15 protein-coding genes and 1 tRNA gene are annotated in these 17,710 nt (G+C 68.0%); 13 read left to right on the plus strand and 3 right to left on the minus strand.

The window, feature by feature from the left end; translation table 11 throughout:
• The first annotated feature begins 160 nt into the window (after positions 1–160).
• On the plus strand, positions 161–286 hold the full coding sequence (locus E1283_RS39405; RefSeq protein WP_279571234.1) for a tRNA-specific adenosine deaminase: 126 nt from the start codon (positions 161–163) through the stop codon (positions 284–286).
• Positions 287–584: 298 nt separating this feature from the next.
• The gene (locus E1283_RS03640) at positions 585–932 is read left to right on the plus strand and encodes a site-specific integrase (protein ID WP_132816387.1); all 348 of its coding nucleotides are present in this window, start codon (positions 585–587) and stop codon (positions 930–932) included.
• Between the two features lie 174 nt (positions 933–1,106).
• Here the strand turns inward: E1283_RS03640 and E1283_RS37000 are convergent.
• Positions 1,107–1,185: transfer RNA gene (locus tag E1283_RS37000), tRNA-OTHER, on the minus strand.
• Between the two features lie 727 nt (positions 1,186–1,912).
• On the minus strand, positions 1,913–3,100 hold the full coding sequence (locus E1283_RS03645) for a hypothetical protein (protein ID WP_132816388.1): 1,188 nt from the start codon (positions 3,098–3,100) through the stop codon (positions 1,913–1,915).
• Between the two features lie 238 nt (positions 3,101–3,338).
• Here E1283_RS03645 and E1283_RS03650 point away from each other — a divergent pair, with 238 nt between their 5' ends.
• On the plus strand, positions 3,339–4,076 hold the full coding sequence (locus E1283_RS03650; protein ID WP_132816389.1) for a class I SAM-dependent methyltransferase: 738 nt from the start codon (positions 3,339–3,341) through the stop codon (positions 4,074–4,076).
• Here the strand turns inward: E1283_RS03650 and E1283_RS39810 are convergent.
• Positions 4,054–4,872: a histidine phosphatase family protein gene (locus tag E1283_RS39810; RefSeq protein ID WP_132816390.1), complete on the minus strand. Its 819-nt coding sequence runs from the start codon at positions 4,870–4,872 to the stop codon at positions 4,054–4,056. The genes E1283_RS03650 and E1283_RS39810 overlap by 23 nt on opposite strands.
• A 50-nt stretch (positions 4,873–4,922) precedes the next feature.
• On the opposite strand from E1283_RS39810, the gene E1283_RS03660 reads away from it, so the two are divergent.
• Genes E1283_RS03660 through E1283_RS03700 form a run of 10 tightly spaced genes read left to right on the plus strand, consistent with a single transcriptional unit; the run spans position 4,923 to position 17,180 of the window.
• The gene (locus E1283_RS03660) at positions 4,923–5,468 is read left to right on the plus strand and encodes a DUF402 domain-containing protein (RefSeq protein ID WP_132816391.1); all 546 of its coding nucleotides are present in this window, start codon (positions 4,923–4,925) and stop codon (positions 5,466–5,468) included.
• A 43-nt stretch (positions 5,469–5,511) separates the two neighbouring features.
• A complete protein-coding gene (locus E1283_RS03665) occupies positions 5,512–6,780 on the plus strand; it encodes a nucleotidyltransferase family protein (RefSeq protein ID WP_132816392.1) in 1,269 nt (422 codons plus the stop codon).
• Positions 6,771–7,748 carry a GNAT family N-acetyltransferase gene (locus tag E1283_RS03670; protein ID WP_132816393.1) on the plus strand — a complete coding sequence of 326 codons (978 nt, stop codon included), beginning with the start codon at positions 6,771–6,773 and terminating at the stop codon, positions 7,746–7,748. Before E1283_RS03665 ends, E1283_RS03670 begins: the two co-directional genes overlap by 10 nt.
• Positions 7,745–8,539, plus strand: coding sequence for an alpha/beta hydrolase (locus tag E1283_RS37005; RefSeq protein ID WP_165955999.1), 795 nt, complete (start codon positions 7,745–7,747; stop codon positions 8,537–8,539). The genes E1283_RS03670 and E1283_RS37005 overlap by 4 nt, the downstream gene beginning before the upstream one ends.
• Positions 8,539–9,171 (plus strand): nucleoside/nucleotide kinase family protein, encoded by a 633-nt coding sequence (locus E1283_RS37010; RefSeq protein WP_165956000.1) that lies wholly within the window; start codon positions 8,539–8,541, stop codon positions 9,169–9,171. Before E1283_RS37005 ends, E1283_RS37010 begins: the two co-directional genes overlap by 1 nt.
• Positions 9,168–10,430: a (d)CMP kinase gene (locus tag E1283_RS03680; protein ID WP_165956001.1), complete on the plus strand. Its 1,263-nt coding sequence runs from the start codon at positions 9,168–9,170 to the stop codon at positions 10,428–10,430. Before E1283_RS37010 ends, E1283_RS03680 begins: the two co-directional genes overlap by 4 nt.
• Positions 10,431–10,444: 14 nt before the next feature.
• On the plus strand, positions 10,445–11,206 hold the full coding sequence (locus E1283_RS03685) for an alpha/beta hydrolase (RefSeq protein WP_165956002.1): 762 nt from the start codon (positions 10,445–10,447) through the stop codon (positions 11,204–11,206).
• A complete protein-coding gene (locus E1283_RS03690; protein WP_132816397.1) occupies positions 11,203–12,348 on the plus strand; it encodes a glycosyltransferase in 1,146 nt (381 codons plus the stop codon). The genes E1283_RS03685 and E1283_RS03690 overlap by 4 nt, the downstream gene beginning before the upstream one ends.
• 22 nt (positions 12,349–12,370) lie before the next feature.
• Positions 12,371–13,480, plus strand: coding sequence for an LLM class flavin-dependent oxidoreductase (locus E1283_RS03695; RefSeq protein WP_165956003.1), 1,110 nt, complete (start codon positions 12,371–12,373; stop codon positions 13,478–13,480).
• Positions 13,473–17,180, plus strand: coding sequence for an ABC transporter ATP-binding protein (locus E1283_RS03700; protein ID WP_132816399.1), 3,708 nt, complete (start codon positions 13,473–13,475; stop codon positions 17,178–17,180). The genes E1283_RS03695 and E1283_RS03700 overlap by 8 nt, the downstream gene beginning before the upstream one ends.
• The last annotated feature ends 530 nt before the right edge of the window (positions 17,181–17,710 follow it).

Below are 17,710 nucleotides of genomic sequence, written 5' to 3' on the forward strand. Positions count from 1 at the left end.
ACCCCGGACGACCCCGGCCCCACCAGCCGATGGGCCAGGCCCACACCCCTGACTGGAGAGATCCGAATTCGCCCGGTGCCCACAACCGCCGGGAGAGGCCGGACACAAGTGACGGAGAGACGTCATGGCGAAGAAGAAATTCGTTGCGGACAAGTAATTCATGGCAGAGGCGGTACGCCTCGCGGTGGAGTCGGTGGAGCACGGCTGGGGTGGGCCGTTCGGCGCGTTGATCATCCGTGACGGTGAGATCATCGCCCGTGAGATGCCCGCGCCGACATCCGAGTGAATGAAATGAGCCTCTCCGTCTCACATCACTGCAGGTCAACAAGGGTCGTCCCCGCACCGGCGGGGATCGTCCGTGCAGGCCGATCTCGTCGGCGGCGGTCGCCGCGTCGTCCCCGCACCGGCAGGGATCGTCCGACCAGTGCCACCTACCACGACGAGGCTTCGGCTCACTGCGGCTGCAGAAGACCCGACCCCGGTCCGGGAAAGGCTGGACGGACAACGGCGAGGCCCACGACCAGCGCGGACTCAAGAAGCGCTCACGCAAGGCCGTACGCGAAGTCCCCATCCCTCCCGAGCCCGTGGCCATACTGCGCTGGCACATCGACGCGTACGGCACCGCGCCGGACGGCCGCCTCTTCCGCACGCTGCGCGGCGGCCTGCTCCATGAGAGCGGCTACGGCAAGGTCTGGGCCCGAGCCCGCGAGGCCGTGCTGACGCCCGACCAGTTGGAGTCCGCGCTCGCCAGACGGCCGTACGACCTCCGCCACGCCTGCGTCTCCACCTGGCTCAGCGCCGGCGTCGCACCCGGGACCGTCGCCAAGCGCGCCGGCCACGGCGTCACCGTGCTGCACCGCGTCTACACGAAGTTCATCAACGACACCGACGACACGGAGAACGCCAAGATCGCCGCCCGCCTGGCGGCCTGAACCCGAGCGATCAGCCCTCCACTTCTGTCCACACATACCCCACACACGCTGGTCAGCAGGCGAGTTCAGGTGAGACAGAACGGAACACAAGCCACAATCCAACAGGAGGAACGCCAGAGAAGGAAGAACGGCCCCTGACTGCGTTTTCGCAGGTCAGGGGCCGTTTCTTCACTGTGGCGGCGCCAGGGTTCGAACCTGGGTAGGCTGAGCCGGCAGATTTACAGTGGGCTCAGCCTCACCCCACCGTACCGCCTCTGACCTGTGCCTTCCCTGCCCCGGACGGCCAAGCCCGCGCTGCTGGGGAACGCCTGAGGGACGAACTCCAAACCGCACTCTGCAAGCCCATTCACCGCGCCCCAGACCCGTTCCCCTGCCCGTTTACCGTGCTCGGCGTTCCGGATTCCAGCAGTGCTCTGGCGCACCTCACTCGCACCCCCACTATCGTCACCCCCCGCGGATCCCGCCAGCCCGTAGACGTCACGTGGATCACGTGGCGGGCGGAAAACGGTTTGGGACCTTTCCGGCGGCTTCACCCAGCATGGTTGCGGCAGAATCCCACTACCACTGTGGTGGCCTTGGCGGTGGAGTCCACGCCTCGAAATCCCAGTCCACGCCAAGGGCGCCGGCAAGGCAGGAGGTGATGCGCCGTGGGGCAGTTCAACGATGAGTCGATGCGGCGCGCCTGGCCCGCTCGTAAACATCACCAACCGCCCCTCAGCGATCGGCCAAAGGGGCGGTCGGCGGCGCAGCGTGGACAGCCTCAGCGCTGGGGGAACGACCCGCTCCTGATCCGTTCGGCAGGATCAGGCGACCAACGACGGCAGTCCACACTCATGCTCGTCCAGTCATTCGTCCTCCGCCGGGATGACGGTCTTGTCCATGAGTCACCTCCTCTCTGCTCGCCCGGGATCGCCCGGGACTGGGCGTGGCTTACCTGACCTGCTCCTTGTCGACGGAGATGTCAGGAGACGAGGGGAGATCTAGTGGAATCGGGGGACCGAGGAACCGGAAGTTCGCGTGGGCGACGCATAGACCCTGGCACGACAAGGCTTGGTGACTCGGACGTCTCCGTAGGTGTGTCTGCCTGACTCGCCGCGCGGAAGCTTCGTGAGCCGAAACCTCTCAAAATCAATTGTCGTCCGCGCGCCGGTGACGATCTCCGGAAGCCGACTCGGGTGAACCCCGATGCGAACCCGCATCTTCTTCAGGTACTCGATCTGCTTGATGATGCAGTAGTTGCAGTCCAAGCAGGTGTCGATATTCTCCGACCACGCGAACCACGAAGAAGTGGATTCCAGTTTCCTTTTCCCCGATGGCAGCGTAAGCAAATTATAGTTGCTCACAAGATTGTGCACGAACACCTCGCTCGAGGTGATCATGCGAATAAAGTTAATGTCACCGGTTGTCCCTTGCTCTAAGACCACTCGACCATCGGTGACCCCAAACTCGTACCCGAGGGAGACCAGCACATCAAGATTGCGCGGACCTTTCAGGTCATGAACCCAGCAATCCCGCCCGTGCAGCCAAGCCGCAGCGCAGCTCGTCTTATGGAAGGTCTTCACCCCCAGTTCATCGCAATAGGCAATGAGCTGATCCTCGACGGAGTTCTCAATCTTCTTCCGCTTCTTGGCATCGTGCAGTCCGCCAAGCACCAGGAGACCCGTGTGAGCTGCGGCCACCTCGCTCAGCCGACGGAGCGTTCCCGGATCATCGTTCCGGTTTCGGATAATCGGGCGGGTGAAGACCAGGGTGTTGGGGAACAGGCGCTTCAGAGCGGCGATCATGCGCACGCGTTCTTCGAACGAGATACCGCCCTCGTCGAGCCCGGTGAGCGAGTAGAAGATCACCGCCCTGTCGATATGCGTGACCGCGCCGAGGCGCTCCAGCACCCTGCTCGAGTAGCCGGCCTTGGTGAAGATCGCAATCGGCGCGTTGTGGTCGGACAGGGATGCCAGCTTGGCCGTCGTGTTCTCGATCTGTTCGGGGATGAACGGATCGCCGTACGTGTCGTTGACCGAGATCGGCAGCCACCTGCTCCACGGTGGCGTGGCCTCTCCCGCAGACGTCTGCATCGGGTCCGAGGTGAATCCGACGAGCTCGAATGGCATATCCTCGCCGCTGAGTGTGGGCGACTGTAACGACACGTCAATCGGACGGCCAGATGTCATCCGCTGTTCCTTCCTGCGATGGATGCGCATACGGATGGAATCAGGTGCCGCACTGCGGCAGCCAACACTTTCCGATTACATGCCTGAACATCGACACTTTTGATCACACACCAAATCGAATCAGCGTCTCAAAACGTTCGAAATCCGGCTGGATCTCGACGCCTTGTAGCCGGGAAGGCGATTTTCAACTACCGTTCACGGCCATCCCCGCTACGGCTGACCAGCAGGAGGGGCATAGGTGAATCCGTCGACCGCCGCAGAGCGGCTCGCTTTCTTGACTCGGGCACGTGAGGCATTCGCTTCAGAGCACGGCTATCGCGCTCAGCAGTCGGTGTACCAGGGCAGTCTCGGGCCCGATGCCCGGGTGGTCCTTCGAGAGGAACTGACCGCACTCCCGCCATGCGACGCACTGGAAGTCGGCTGCGGCGAGGGGGAACTGGCCTCCTGGCTGACCGAGCGCGGCCATCGCACGGTGGCGCTTGACGTTTCACCACGTATGGCTCGACTGGCCTCGACGAAGGGAGTATCAACCCTGGTGGCGGCGCTCCCTGATTTGCCCTTTCCAAATGATTCGTTCGACTGTGTTGTCGGGGCCTGGGTGCTGCACTACCTACCGTCCGCGCTCATCGACGCGTCGCTGCGAGAGCTGGCCAGGGTGGCAAGGCCGGGTGCGTTCCTCTGTCTTACGACCAATGCCAATCGGCACATGGAAGAACTGTGGAGCCGAGTGCCGCGCGTACGGTACCGGCTGAGTTTTCCGGCCGAGGAGGCGGCCCGTCTGCTGGACGGCGTCGCGCACCAGGTGCGTGTGACGGAGGTCGAGGGCACGGTGACCTTCGAAAGCCTGGAGCAGGCCCGCGAGTTTATCCGTCCACAGGTGGCGCCACCATCGATCGCCGACGCCCTCGAGCCGTTCGAGCCCCCCTTGGAGGTCACACGGCGGGCCGCCGTCATCACGGGAAGGTTTCGCCCGTGAGCCGGCCACGCGCCGGCTCACCCGAGGACTCCCGGCCAGGGCCCGGCTCCCTCTCCTGCCATCGGACGGAATCCCACGCCCCGTCAGCCGCCATCGGATCGGGGAGGAACCCCCTCCGGGTGGGCGCCAATCCCGGCGTCCACGGATACAGCAGCGCCGCGCCGTTGGGCGGCGAGTGGGTGGAACCACCGCCCGGGAGCGGCAACGGCCAGGCCCGCCACCGGACTTCGACGGCCGCGCGCGCTGCGAGCAAAGCCTCGCCATGGGTCACCCCTACGACAGCCCCCCGGCCCTGTCTCTCCGACAACCACGCGGTCACCCGCGCACGCACGTCACGAAGGCTCTCTCCCTCCTCGGGACGCCAGTCCCACGGATCACGCCCGGCGGCTCGGCGGGCCTCGGCGAGGCGATCCGGGCTGTCGCGATCGGACACTCCCTCGAACCACCGGCCCCAGCTCCGCTCCGACAGGGCCGGCGACACCGTCTCGGGAACGCCGAGGCCCAACAACCGGGCGGTCTCCCTTGCCCGGCGAGCCGGCGAGGTGTGGAGCGTGAGTCTCCCGAGACCCAGCGAGCGAAGCCAGCCACCACACGAGACGGCCTGTCGCCTCCCCAGGTCGGTCAACGCGTCGCCGTGGCTCCCGGGCCCCAGGCCGGCTCCGAGCGCGTTCTCGACACTCTGTCCATGCCTGACCAGAATGATCAGGTCCATCGCGACTCCCCCTTCGGCCCGTGCGGATGACACCCCCCCTTCACCTTGCGCGGTCCCCGGCTCCTGGAAACTTTCCGCATCCATACTCCGACCACCATGGGACGGCGGAGTGCGATCGAAGAGGAGCGTGCGACATGGGACGAGGTGGCGCCGTCGGGGCCGCGGGAAGCGGGACGGAGCGTGCGGCACTGGTCGCCTTCCGAGACCACGGCTTCACGCCGGTCGCGGCGCGGCTGATCGACAACCTCCTCTACTCGGACCAGATCTACCATCGGCACGACGGGCCGCGGCGCTACTTCTGGCTGATCGAGGAGGATGTCCAGCTGGTCTACGAGCCGTTCGGCTGGCGGAACGAGTGGTATGTGGACGTCGTCTCCTTCGTCAGCGAGGACCGCGGCGGGCTTCCGCTCTTCACGGTGCACGACCGCTATCTGGATCTCGTGGTCGAGGGAATGGGGCCGACCTATCGTGCCGTGGACCTGGACGAGGCGGGAGAGGCGCTTGTGTCGGGCTCGCTGAACGCGCACGAGCTGCGGCTGGCGCTGACGGCCACTCAACGCTTCACCGACGCCTATCTGCACCGCGGGGCCGTCTTCCCGCCGCCGGCCGTCGCCAGAGCGTTCTCGGCGGATCACGACTACCCCAACTGGTGCGAGGCCGCCGCGAGCCCTCCCTCCTGATCCCGCAGCCCGCGGCCCCGGGGCCCATCCCAGGGAGCGCGGAATGAGCGAAGAGGATTACGCGGCCCACGTCCTGCGCGCCGCGCTACGGCCCCCAGGCGTGGCCCGGGAGGCCGCACCGCCCTCTCGCCGGCCGGACGGCGCGACGGTGGCGGCGCTCCGCCGGGACAAGGTCGCGTTCACGGTACTGGCGGCGGCCGAACGTCTCGGGCTGCCGCTCGGGGACGAAGCCGCCGCCGAGCTCGCGCGGCTGCGCGACCGGGACCGAGTCCTGAACCGTGAGCTCATCACCATCAACCGTCGACTCGCCGCCACCGGAATCGAGTATGTGCTGCTGCGCGGCTCCGCGCTCGGCCGACGCTATCCGCCCGGTCATGTCCGGCAGTTCAACGACGTGGACATACTGCTGAGGCGCGGTGCGGATCTGCCTGTCGCCCTGCGTGCCCTCGGCGAGGTCGGATACTACGTGGCACGTCCTGTCGTCTGCCGGCGGCAGGCGGCCGACCTCTGGGCAGCGGTGGCGCTCAACAAGCGGGTTCCCGATCTCGACCATCCCATGTATCTCGACCTGCTCACTCTGGGCCCCGCCGTCGACCGGGTTCGGGCCCTGCCGCTTCCGGAGTCGGCCTGGCTCTCGCTGGAGTCCCGGGGCCGCGGCGAACATCCACCGGTCCTCCCACTCGACTGGCAAACCGTCGTCTTCGCGGTCGAGTTGGTCGAGCGGGAGGGCAGCTACTCCCTCCGGGACCAGTTGGACCTCCTCGTTCTCGCTCGCCGTGGCGCGCGGTGGCCCCTGGTCTGGAACAGGCTGCGTCCGGTTCCAGAGGCCCGCGGCGCTCTGATCTCGCTCTGGCGCAAGACGAGGAGCGGTCTGCTCGGCGACGCCCTCGGGTCCAGCACCGGCCCGCTGTGGGCCACCCCGCCACAGGGATCCCGAACACCCGTGGGCCGACGGTCGGACGTGCCCGGACGGTGGCGGCGCCGCGTGGTGGCGGCACTCGAAAGCGTGGTACGCGGATCGCGGTCGGTGGGCACCCCCGCGTTGGCACGACGCGTCGTGACCTCTCTGCCGGCCGGTCCATGGTTCCGGCTCGGTCTGCCTGTGTTCCTGCTGCCGGTCCCACCCCGGGTCCGGGGCTCGGGAAGGGTCGCCGCCGCCGCCGGTCTTCCGGGTTATGAGGCACTTCTGTACCCGCTGGTCCCCCGGGGATACTCGGCGATCGCCTTCGTCCCCTCGCCGGCGCCGGAGTCCGCCGGCACCCACTCCTCTGCTGGCCCTGATGATCCGAAGGTGGAACCACCGTGCACGTGACGTCCACTCCCGACCGCCGGCACTCGGCCACGTTCGACGAGCAGCAGCCATGGGCCGCCGCATGGCTTGAACACCGGCTTGACGACCTGGAGCGGCAACACGGGGCTCCGCTGCCCGACCGGGCGCTGGTGCGGCACCGGGCCGTGCAGTCCCTCAACACGAGAAAGGCGCTCAGGGTCGAGTCGCCTGGCCTCGGTGCCGCATACGCCGCGCTGTCGGAGCACCGGCACCCGCTGACCGGGCGCGTCGAAATCCTCCTCGATCATCTGACCGCGACGGACGGCGAACCGCTCGAAGCACTCCTGGCCTCCGGTTCCGCAGCCGAGCCGAGCGTCCTGGAGGCGGCCGAGGTCGTGAACGTGGTGACCCCCGCCTCGGCCCCCCTTCAACACGAGGTGTTGGCACGGGCCGGCTTCCAACAGGTCCTGGCCACTCTGCGCCGGAGAACCGACGAGGTGCCGGAGCCGGCCGACAGGAGCCACGGTGACGCCGCCCTGTCAGTGGGCCCGGCCTTGGCTCAGGAGCACGACTTCGTCTATCAGTGCCTCGGCAGGGCGTTGCTCGCGGGGCTGGACGGACGGCCGTCGGCCGTCGATCTCGCGGCCTGGGCGCGTTCCCGCTATCAGCTGGACGACACGTCCGCCACGGTCCCCTTGGTGGGACGCGTCGATGGAAAGCCGGTCTGTCACGGCCTCGGCCTGCGAAGAAGCGACCGATACGGCGGGCGGGACGTGCTCTACATCGTGGACGTCTTCGTCCTGCCGGAACACCGGAGCAGGGGGCACTCACACCGGATGTCCCAGGGGCTGTTGGCGGAGGCCCGCCACCAAGGCTTCCATGTGGCCGAGAGCGATCTGGTGCTGAGCCCGGACGCAGGGCCGCTGCGGCTGCGGCTGGCCGCCGCCGGGTGGCGCGAGGACCGCATACGCTGGCAACGCGTCCACGGTGACGTCGAGGAGCCACGGTGACGGCCGGTCACGTGGACGGCGGAACCCACACGGAGCTGGTGGACCAGCGTCACGAACCGCTGCTTGTCACCTCCCCGCGCGACAGCCAGTACAGCCCTCAGGGCCAGGGCAGGTGGTGGGTGCTGTTCGTCCACGCGCCGGGCGAGAACCGAACGGGCAACAATTACTGGCAGGCGACCACGGCACGCGTCGCGGCGGGGTACGGATTGGTGGCGGTCCGCTTCGATCTGTCCGGCTACGGCGAGAGCCTCGGGGAGAAAGATCTCGACGTCTGGGACGAGCAACTCGATGACGCCCTCGCGACCGCGGAGCGGCACGGGGCCCTCGGAGTGCACGTCGTCGCGCGCGGCTTGCACAGCGCCCTTCTCGCACGAGTGGCGCCGTCGGGTCGCCGGATCGCGCTCTACCCCCCGCCCCCTCGGGAGCTGACGTGGTGGATCGCCCGGCGGACCGCGGCCGGGCCGTGGCCGTCGAACGTGACGGCCACTCACCGGCCAGCCGGAGAAGAGCGAACGTTCTGGGAGTGGTGCGGCGCGGAGGCCAACCTGGTCGGCGGCCTGACGGTGCCGGCCCGCACGCTCGATCCGCTGGTGGAGGGTGTCCTCGACGCGGCTCGAACGCCCGAGTGCTGGGACGTCTCCGTGGTACCGGCCGGAGCGGATCAGCCCTGCCGCAGCCGGCTGGTGTGCGGCAGGGATCACCTGTTGCGCCTGGAGTCGGACCGCACCGGGATCGCGCATCTTCTCTCTCGTCACCTCATACGTCCGGAAGGCACTGGAGGACAGGCATAGTGAAGGACCCCGGGCATCTGATCGCGATCAGTGGCGTGGACGGCAGCGGAAAGTCCACCCTGGCCGCGGGAGTGGCGGCCGCCATCCAGGACCACGGCCACCGAGTACTCCAGGTGTCGGCTCTGAAGCCGCGATCGCCCTCCCTGGCCCGGTGGGCCCGCCAGGTGGAGTTGGAGACCGGGCTCGATGCCAGGGAACGGTGGCTGGCCGGCTACTTCACCCTGGTGCTGGCCGACAACGCGGTGGCGCTCTGCCGTCCCGAGCTGGCCCGAGGGACCTGGGTGGTGGCCGACCGATGGCTGCTCGACCACCTCGCCAACCAGAGGGCGTTCGGTGTCGAGTTGGACGAGTGGCTGCCATGGCTCACTGCTTTGCCACGCCCTGACACGCATCTTCTTCTGGACGTTCCAGCAGAGGTGGCCGAGGCGAGGGTCGCGGCGCGCGAGGGACCTCCCGGGATCGGTCAGGGAGCCGGCTTCCTCGACCGCTGTGTCAAGGAGATGCGGTCGCTCGCCGGCCAGGCGAGTGCGTCACCGGTCACCGTGCTGGATGGTGGCCATGCTCCGGACGCGGTGCTCGACGCGGCGATGAAGGCCGTGTGGGCGCCCCGGCCGGGTGGAGGACACCGGTGACCGCGGCAGCTCGGGTCATCTGCGTCGACGGCCCGAACGGTGTCGGCAAGACCGCAGTGGCACGTGGGCTGGCGGCCCGGCTCGGCTGGCGATGGCTGTCGGTGGGCATGGTGTACCGGGCGCTCGGTCTGGTCGGCGCCACCTCGATGTCGGCCCCGGAGATCGTCGTAGACTTCGTGCGCGCGGCGGACGGCGTCAACGATCCGGTGGTGCGGGTGGGCGACCAGACGTTCACCGAGGGGAAACTCGCCGGGAGCCGCACGGCAAACGCCGCCGCGAGTCTCGGGGCGTCGGCCGCATGGCAGACCCGCGTGAACGCCGCCCTGCGAGGCGCCCTGCGGGACGGCGGCCTCGTCGTCGAGGGCCGGGCCGCCCGGGAGATCTTTCCCGAAGCGCTGCTCGCCGTATACCTATGGGCGGATCGCGCCGAACGCGCCCGTCGCACCGCCGCGGTCGACGGCTCTGCCCTCGACCCGGCACGCGAATCGGGCGACCGCCACCGCGCCCTAGAAGCACTTCGCGTCCGCCCCGGCGCCCTAGTGTGGAATTCGACGCGCTTCACGATGGGGACCACGGTGGCCACGCTCGCCGAGCGAGTCGCCATCGCCAGCGGCGAGCGGCGCTTCACCCTGGCGGTCTCGGGTCTCGAACGAGAGGTCCTGCGGGACGGAGTCCGTTGTGTGCCCTACGGCGCCTTGGACGCCGACGCCCATCTCGTCACACCGCGCGGCACGGAACCCGGCACCGCCCTCCGGTCGGCGGTAGCACATGCCGATGTGCTCGTCGCGGGAAGTGACATCGTCAGCGTTGGCACCATACGCGGAGCGTCGCCGACGCAACCGCTGATGGACGCGACGCGCTGGCCAGCGAACCGCTGGCTGAGCAGCGACTGGCTGCTCCAGCACCGGCACTTCGCGGTGCCACGCCAAGTGGTCGAACTCTGCCGAGACCCCACGGGCGCGCTTCCAACGCTGACGGCCCCCTCCGCAACGGTGTCGCCCGGCTCCGACGTGGACCGGGTGCTGCGGGGAGCCTGGTGGATACCTCAAAGGCTCGCCGTCGTACCGGCCGTCGACGTCCTGCCTCCGCGGCAGTTCCAGGGCCGCCTGGCTCAGGCTCTCCACCTGGCTCAGTCCGATCCGGAATCGGCCTCGCTGGCGGATGTTCGAGTGTCCCGAGGGCTGGAACCACGTACCGCTCTGTGGTTCCTGGCCGCCATGCCCGAGTCCTTGCTCTCCATCTCCGGGGAGGAGGGATGATCTCCCGGTCAACGGTGATCCGCGAACAGCGATGGATACGTTCGGGGGGCGTCCGGTGCCTGGTGGTCGTGGACACTCCGACGCGCCAGCCGGCGCGCGGCGCGCTGTGCTTCGCGCACGGCCTCACCGGCGACCGGGTGGGCCCCACCGAACTGCTCTCGCGGCTCGCCGCTGAGTTGTGCGAGGCGGCGGGAATCCGCGTGGTCCGCTTCGACGCGCGGGGCTCGGGGGACTCGGAAGGAAAGTTCGAGGACACCACGTTCGCCTCGATGACGGAGGATTTCACGCGGGTGGCACTCGACACCTGCCCCCGCGACACCCCGCTGATCTGTGCCGGTATCAGCATCGGTGGCGTGCCGGCGGTCCTGGCCGCCGAGCAGTTGCGAACCCTGGACGGACCTCGGCCCGTCGGTGTGCTGCTGCTGTCCAGTGATCTCATCCAGGACGTTCGCTTCGTCACCGAGGAGATCACCCCGATCAGAGAGGGCGAGTTCCACCTCCCGGACACCTTCTTCCGTGAGCGAGAGACGATTCGCCCCCGCGACATCCTCCTCTCCACGGGTCTCCCCTTCGCGCTCGTGTATGGCGACGCGGACAGCAAGGTTGCGACCCAGGCCGCGTGGTTTCACGCGCGGGGCGGCAAGGTCGCGTCGCTGGCCAGCGACCACCTCTTCGAGAACCCGAGTGCTCGACGCGCCCTGTTCGACTTCGGTCTTGACTTCGTCAACGAAACGCTCGCCATGTCCCGACACCCCGTGGAGGATCTCGAACGATGACGGTGAGCCTGTGTTTAATCGTCCGCAACGAAACGGCATACCTGCGAGGCTGTGTGGAATCGGCGCGCCCGTTCGTGGACCAGATCGTCATCGTGGACACCGGGTCCACGGACGACACGATCGCCATGGGGTGGGAACTGGCGGACGCCTTCTGCGAGGTCCCGTTCGATGGCGACTTCTCGGCGGCCCGCAACGAGGCCCTGGTACGCGCGGACGGGGACTGGATCCTCTTCCTCGACGCCGACGAGCGCGTCATCGCGTCCGAGGGGAAGAAGCTCCTGGAGTTCATCGACTCCGTCGACGAGCAGGTGCTCGGGGCACGTCTGCTGCGCTACAACTTCTTCGCCACCGGCACCTTTTACACGGGCCGGGAGCTGAAGCTCTTCCGCAACGACGGGCGAATCGCCTACCGCCGGAAGATCAACGAGTCGGTAGCGGCCAGCATCGCGGAGGCGGGCGGCACGGTGACGCCGGCGCCAGTGGTCATGAACCACTTCGGTCACTGCCGTCCGATCGCCGATCGCGAGGCGAAGGCCTACCGCTATCTGTCGCTGATGGAGGATCAGCTCAGAGAGAAACCACAGGATGCGCTGCTCGTGGGGTACAAGGCCCTCATCAAGCGAACCCTCGGCCACTTCGAGGAAGCGGCCGAGTTGTCCGACCGATCGCTGGCCCTGGACGACGCGTCTCCCATCGTTTGGCTGTTCCGTGGTCATGTGCTGCGTTCGCTCGGTAAGGACGGCGAGGCGTTGGAGGCCTATCAGAAGGGTCTCGACGTGGACCCCGGGAACGCCGCCCTGCACAACATGGCCGGCGTCGAGCTCATGGTTCTGGGCCAACACGCCGATGCCGGCGCGTGCTTCACGAGGGCTCGCGAGTGCGACCCGCAGTCGCTACACACCGACATCAACCAGGGGCTGCTGGCTCAGGCCGCCGGTGACTGGCACGCCGCGATCGCCTGCTTCCAACGGGCCGGGGACGCCAACCCCGGTTTCTACCACGAGGAGTGGGCTGGTCGAGTGGAGCGCGACCCCTACCGGGCGTTCTACGCGGAAACACCTCTCGGGTACGCGGGTCTCGGCTACCACCTGGGCTACTGCCGAGAGCGCGCGAACGGATCGCTGCCCTCCTCCGGACGATGACGCGAAACGAAAGGCAGTACCGTTGACCACATCCATCCGTCCGGCCAGGTTCTCCTGGTTTCTCCCGCTGAGCCCCGACGTCCACCACATCGGGACGTGGCCACCCGAGTGCGGAACGCCCGACCTGCCCCGATTGACCTCGATAGCGCAGACCGCGGAGGACGCGGGCTGCTCGGAACTTCTGGTCCCGACGACGTTCGACAACGATCTGGAAGCATTCACCACCGCCGCGGCCGTGCTGAGCCGCACCAGTCGAGTCGGCGCCCTGATCGCCGTACGTCCCAACCAGCTCCATCCGTGTCAGGCCGCGCACATGGTGGCCAGTCTCGAAGCGATCTTCCCCGGCCGCATACGACTCAACGTGACCACGGGAGGCTGGGCCGAGGACCGCTGGATCGGTGACACCGACGACCGGGAGAGCCGTCTGAGCCGGCTGTCGGAATGGCTGGAGCTACTGACGCGAGTCCTCTACGACGGCCGTCCGGTGCACCATCACGGCACCTGGTACAACGCCGAGGGTATGCGTCTGCGGGTGCCACCCGGGCGGCGAATACCCCTAGCCATGTCCGGGTCGTCGCCCCAGGCACGACAGGCGCTGTCCCAACACGGGTCCGAGTACCTGATGTTCGCCGCCCCGCGGGAACAGGTGGTCCGCGAGGTACGGGCATTGCGTGCGACCCCGGGACTACCACCGGACATCAAGGTCACCATGCGCGCCCACCTGGTGGTTCGGGAGACCACGGACGAGGCATGGGCCGCAGCACATGAGATCACCAGCCAGGTGTCAGAGAGGGTGCTGGCGACGGTCCAAGCCCAACGGCACGCCCCCGGATCCCAACGCACCCGGCAGAGCGCCCTGTCCGCCGGCAACGATCTCGTCGTCGGGCCCAACCTGTGGGCCGGTATCGGAACCGCCCGATTCGGGGCGTCGATCGCCCTGGTGGGCGATCCCGAACAGATCACCGAAAGACTGACCGAGTTCCGGGAAGACGGCGTGGACGGCTTCATCCTGTCCGGATATCCGAAGTTGGAGGAGGCGCAGGTCTTCCGCGACGTGCTGGTGCCGAGCCTCAGAGCACGTGGGCTCATGGGCGGCCGCCACGGCGACGGAACAAGAGCCGCCGATGTCTGAGGCGGACCGGCCGGGCTCCGGTTGGATCCGGCGGCTGGCCTCGATCGTCATGCGGCACCGCCGCGACGCGTCGGCCATCCTGGTCACGGCCGTTCTCGGAATGGCGCTGGAGGCCGTCGGCCCGCTGCTCCTGAGGCTGGGAGTCAACGACGCCGTAGCCGGTGAGACCGGCCGCATCCCCTGGCTCGTCACGGCCATGGTCGCGTTGGCGCTGATCCAGTTCGGCGCGGAGGCGGCCCGCCGGTTCGTCTCCGGCCGGCTCGCGCTCAGCGTGCAGCACGCGCTCCGCGCAGCGATCTTCGCCTCCGTACAGCGGCTCGACGGCGCCCGCCAGGACACCCTGCGCACGGGGCAGGTGATCTCCAGGGCGAACAGTGACCTCCAGCAGATCCAGGTCATGCTCAGCATGATCCCCATCCCCATCGGCGCGGTAGCGCTCTTCGTGGTGGCGCTCGCGGCGATGCTCTGGCTCTCGCCATTCCTCACGATCGTCGCCCTGACGATCGTGCCCGCGTTCGTCTGGATATCCGTCCGCAGCCGGCAGCGTCTCTACCCGGCGACGTGGTCCGCTCGGCAGCAGGCCGCCGAGGTCGCGGGTCATGTCGAACGCACCGTCAGCGGTGTCCGGGTAGTGCGGGGATTCGGCCAAGAGAGCCGTGAGACGGCCCGGTTCACCCACGCGGCCAGCCGCCTGTACGGCGAATGGACACGGGCCGCACGATTTCATGCCCGCCCGATCGCCGCCCTGACCACGCTCCCCGCCCTGGGCCAGATCGGGGTACTCGCCGTCGGCGGCTGGCTGGCTCTGCGGGGCGACATCGATCTGGGAACGTTCCTGGCCTTCGCGGGATACCTGGCGATGCTGGTCGTCCCGGCGCGGCTGCTCGCCAACTTCCTGGTCATCGCGCAGCAGGCACGCGCCGGAGCAGAACGCGTGTTCGAGATCGTCGACTCCCAGCCCGCGGTCACCGAGGCTCCCGACGCCGTGGACGTTCCCGACGGTCCACTGGCTGTCGAGTTCGAGGACGTGGACTTCGGCTACCGACGCAGCGACCCCGTGCTCAACAAACTTTCCCTCACCCTTCGCCCAGGGGAGACGTTAGCCCTAGTCGGTGGCGCGGGCTCGGGAAAGTCAACGGTCTCCCTGCTTCTGCCACGCTTCTACGACGTCCAGTCAGGGGCCATTCGCCTCGGGCCACCGGGAAGGACGGCCGACATCAGGGGCTACCGTCTCGAGTCATTGCGCACTGCCATGGACATCGTGTTCGAGGAGGCGTTCCTGTTCTCGGCCTCCATCCGCGACAACATCGCGTATGGTCGTCCGGAGGCCAGCGACCTGGAGATCCTCTCCGCAGCGAAGGCGGCGCAGGCCCACGAGTTCATCAGCCGGCTGCCCGACAGCTACGACACGGTCGTGGGAGAACGAGGACACACCCTCTCCGGCGGCCAGCGACAGCGGATCGCGCTGGCCCGAGCGCTGCTCAGCACATCACGGCTGGTCATCCTCGACGACGCCACCTCGGCGGTGGACACCACGACCGAGGCCGCGATCCACGAGAGTCTGCGCACCATCACCGCCACCAGAACCACCCTACTGATAGCGCATCGACGTGCCACGCTCGAACTCGCGGACAGAATCGCCGTCCTGGACGAGGGACGCATCATCGACATGGGCACGCAAGCCGAACTGAGGCGGCGCTGCCCCCAGTTCGTCGCCCTCTTCACCGAACCGGCCGAGCGTCACCCGCCAGCGGGGGGCCCAGAGGCCGAGGCGCGGAGGGAACACCCCCCTTCGCTCTGGCCGGACACCGCCGCCCCGAAGGACGAGCACGCTGCCGTCGAGGCGCCGGCACTGCGGCGCGCGGTGGCCGCGCTGCCCCCGGCGGATGAACGTCCGGGAGTCGACGAGGCCCCACTCTTGCGGCCCTGCCTCGACTTCGGGTTACCGGTCCTGCTCCGCCCCGTCCGGCGCGGGCTGCTCGCCGGGTTGTCACTGGTCGCGCTGGGCACGTTGGCCGCCGTATCGCTGCCGCTCCTGATACAGCACGGAGTGGACGCGGGAGTTGGAAACGGCTCGGGCCCGGTGCTCATTGGCTCCGTAGTCGTCGCCCTGATCACGGTCATCCTCAACTGGTTCGTGCTCGGGGCACAGGTGATGGTCACCCGCCGTAGCGGCGAGCGCATGCTGTTCGACCTGCGGGTCCGAGTGTACGCCCAGCTTCAGCGTCTCGGCTTGAACTTCTACGAACGAGAGCGCGGCGGCGAGATCATGACCCGCGTCGCCAACGACATCGACGCGATGGCGGACTTCCTCCAGAGCGGGGTACTCATCGCCGTCGTCAGTGTGGTGACCATGCTCGCACTGGCGATCACCATGCTGGCCGTAGATCCGTCGCTCGCGCTGACCACCTTCGCGGTGCTGCCCTTGGTCGCCCTGGCGACAATTGTGTTCTGGCGCCTCTCCACCAGGTGGTACCTCGAAGCGAGAAGACGGATAGGCAAGGTCAACGCCAGCCTGCTCGAGAACATCTCAGGCCTCCGGCTCTCACAGTCCGCCGGCCGCGCCTCCGATCAGATCAAGGAGTTCGCCCGCCTCTCCGACCACTACCGGCTTTCCCGCGTCCGCACCCACCTGCACTCCGCCATCTACTATCCATGGCTGACCCTGTGCGGGGAGCTCGCCAAGGTGGCGGTTCTCGCCGTAGGGGCTACGCGGGTGGCTGAGGGCTCCCTCAGCCCCGGGGTACTGATCGCATTCTTCCTCTTCGTCAGCCAGTTCTTCTCGCCCGTCCAGCAACTTTCCCTGGTACTGGACAGCTACTACCAGGCCAGGGTTGGCCTGCTGCGCACTCAGGAGCTCCTCCGACTACCGGCCGACGAGGCCGATCGCACCGCTGGGACCGTCCAGCCCCCCGCGCGCTTCCGCGGCGAGATCGAGTTGCGTAAGGTCACACACCAATATCCGGGAACGAGCCATCCGGCCGTCGAGGACATCTCGCTCCGCATCCTGCCTGGTCAAACCGTGGCGCTGGTGGGTGCCACGGGAGCCGGCAAGTCGACCCTCGTCAAACTCCTCGTGCGACTCTACGAACCAGCACCGGGCACGATACTCGTCGACGGCGTGGACATCCGGTGCTACTCCTCGGAGCGGTACCGCCAGCGCATAGGCTACGTCCCCCAAGAGCCCTACCTGTTCGAGGGCGACGTCGCGGAGAACATTCGCTACGGCGCTCCCGAGGCGACGGACGCTCGGGTCGAGGCTGCGGCCCGGGAAGTAGGCGCCCTGAACGCCGTGGCCACGTTGCCCAGGGGGTTCCGACAGGAGGTCGGCGAAGGGGGGAGACGACTGTCGATGGGCCAACGCCAGCTCATCGCCCTGGCCCGCGCGGCCCTGGTCGACCCTGGTCTTCTCATCCTCGACGAGGCGACCGCGGCACTTGATCCCACCAGCGAGCGGCTGGTCAGGGACGCGAGGCGGCGCCTGACCGCCAAACGGACCACGGTACTGGTGGCCCACCGGCTGTCCACCGCCGCAGAAGCGGACGTCATCGCGGTTCTGGACGCGGGGCGGGTGGTTGAGCACGGGCATCACGACGAACTGTTACAGAAAGAGGGAGCCTACGCGCGACTGTGGAGTCACCACAGCCAGCATGCTGGCCAGGACCGGTCGGATCCGCTCGCAGCAGATCCTCATGGGTGACCGCGAAACGGCCATTGGCCCGGCGCACCGCCGGGCGGATCGCCCACGTCCGCATGACGGGCCCTGTGTGGCCATTACGGGCACCGATTCCGGTTCTGCCCGATGGCAGGCGCTCTGGAAGAAGTCGGATGAACAGCGCGGCAAGGCGCAACGAGCGGCGGCGGCTGAAGAAGCGCTCACGCAGGACCCATACGGCGAGGTCCCCATCCCCCTTCCATGCTCGCCGCCATGCCGCACAGGCACATTGAGACTTGCGGCACCGCGCCAAACGGCCGCTCCTTCCGCAGGAGAGCGGCTACGCCAAGCTCTGGACCCGTGTGCGCAAAGCTGTGCCGACGCGGGCCCAGTTGGAGTCCGCACTCGCCAAACGGCCATATGACCTCCGCCACGTCTGCGTCTCCACTGACTCGGCACCGGCGTCGCCCCCGGGGCCGTCGCCAATCGCGCCGGCCACAGCGTCACGGTGCTGCACCTACACGAAGCTCATCGACGACACCGAGAACGCCAGGCTCGCCGTCTGCCTGGCGGCA

Origin of the sequence: Streptomyces hainanensis, assembly GCF_004348415.1 — a bacterium.
GTDB classification, from domain to species: domain Bacteria; phylum Actinomycetota; class Actinomycetes; order Streptomycetales; family Streptomycetaceae; genus Streptomyces; species Streptomyces hainanensis.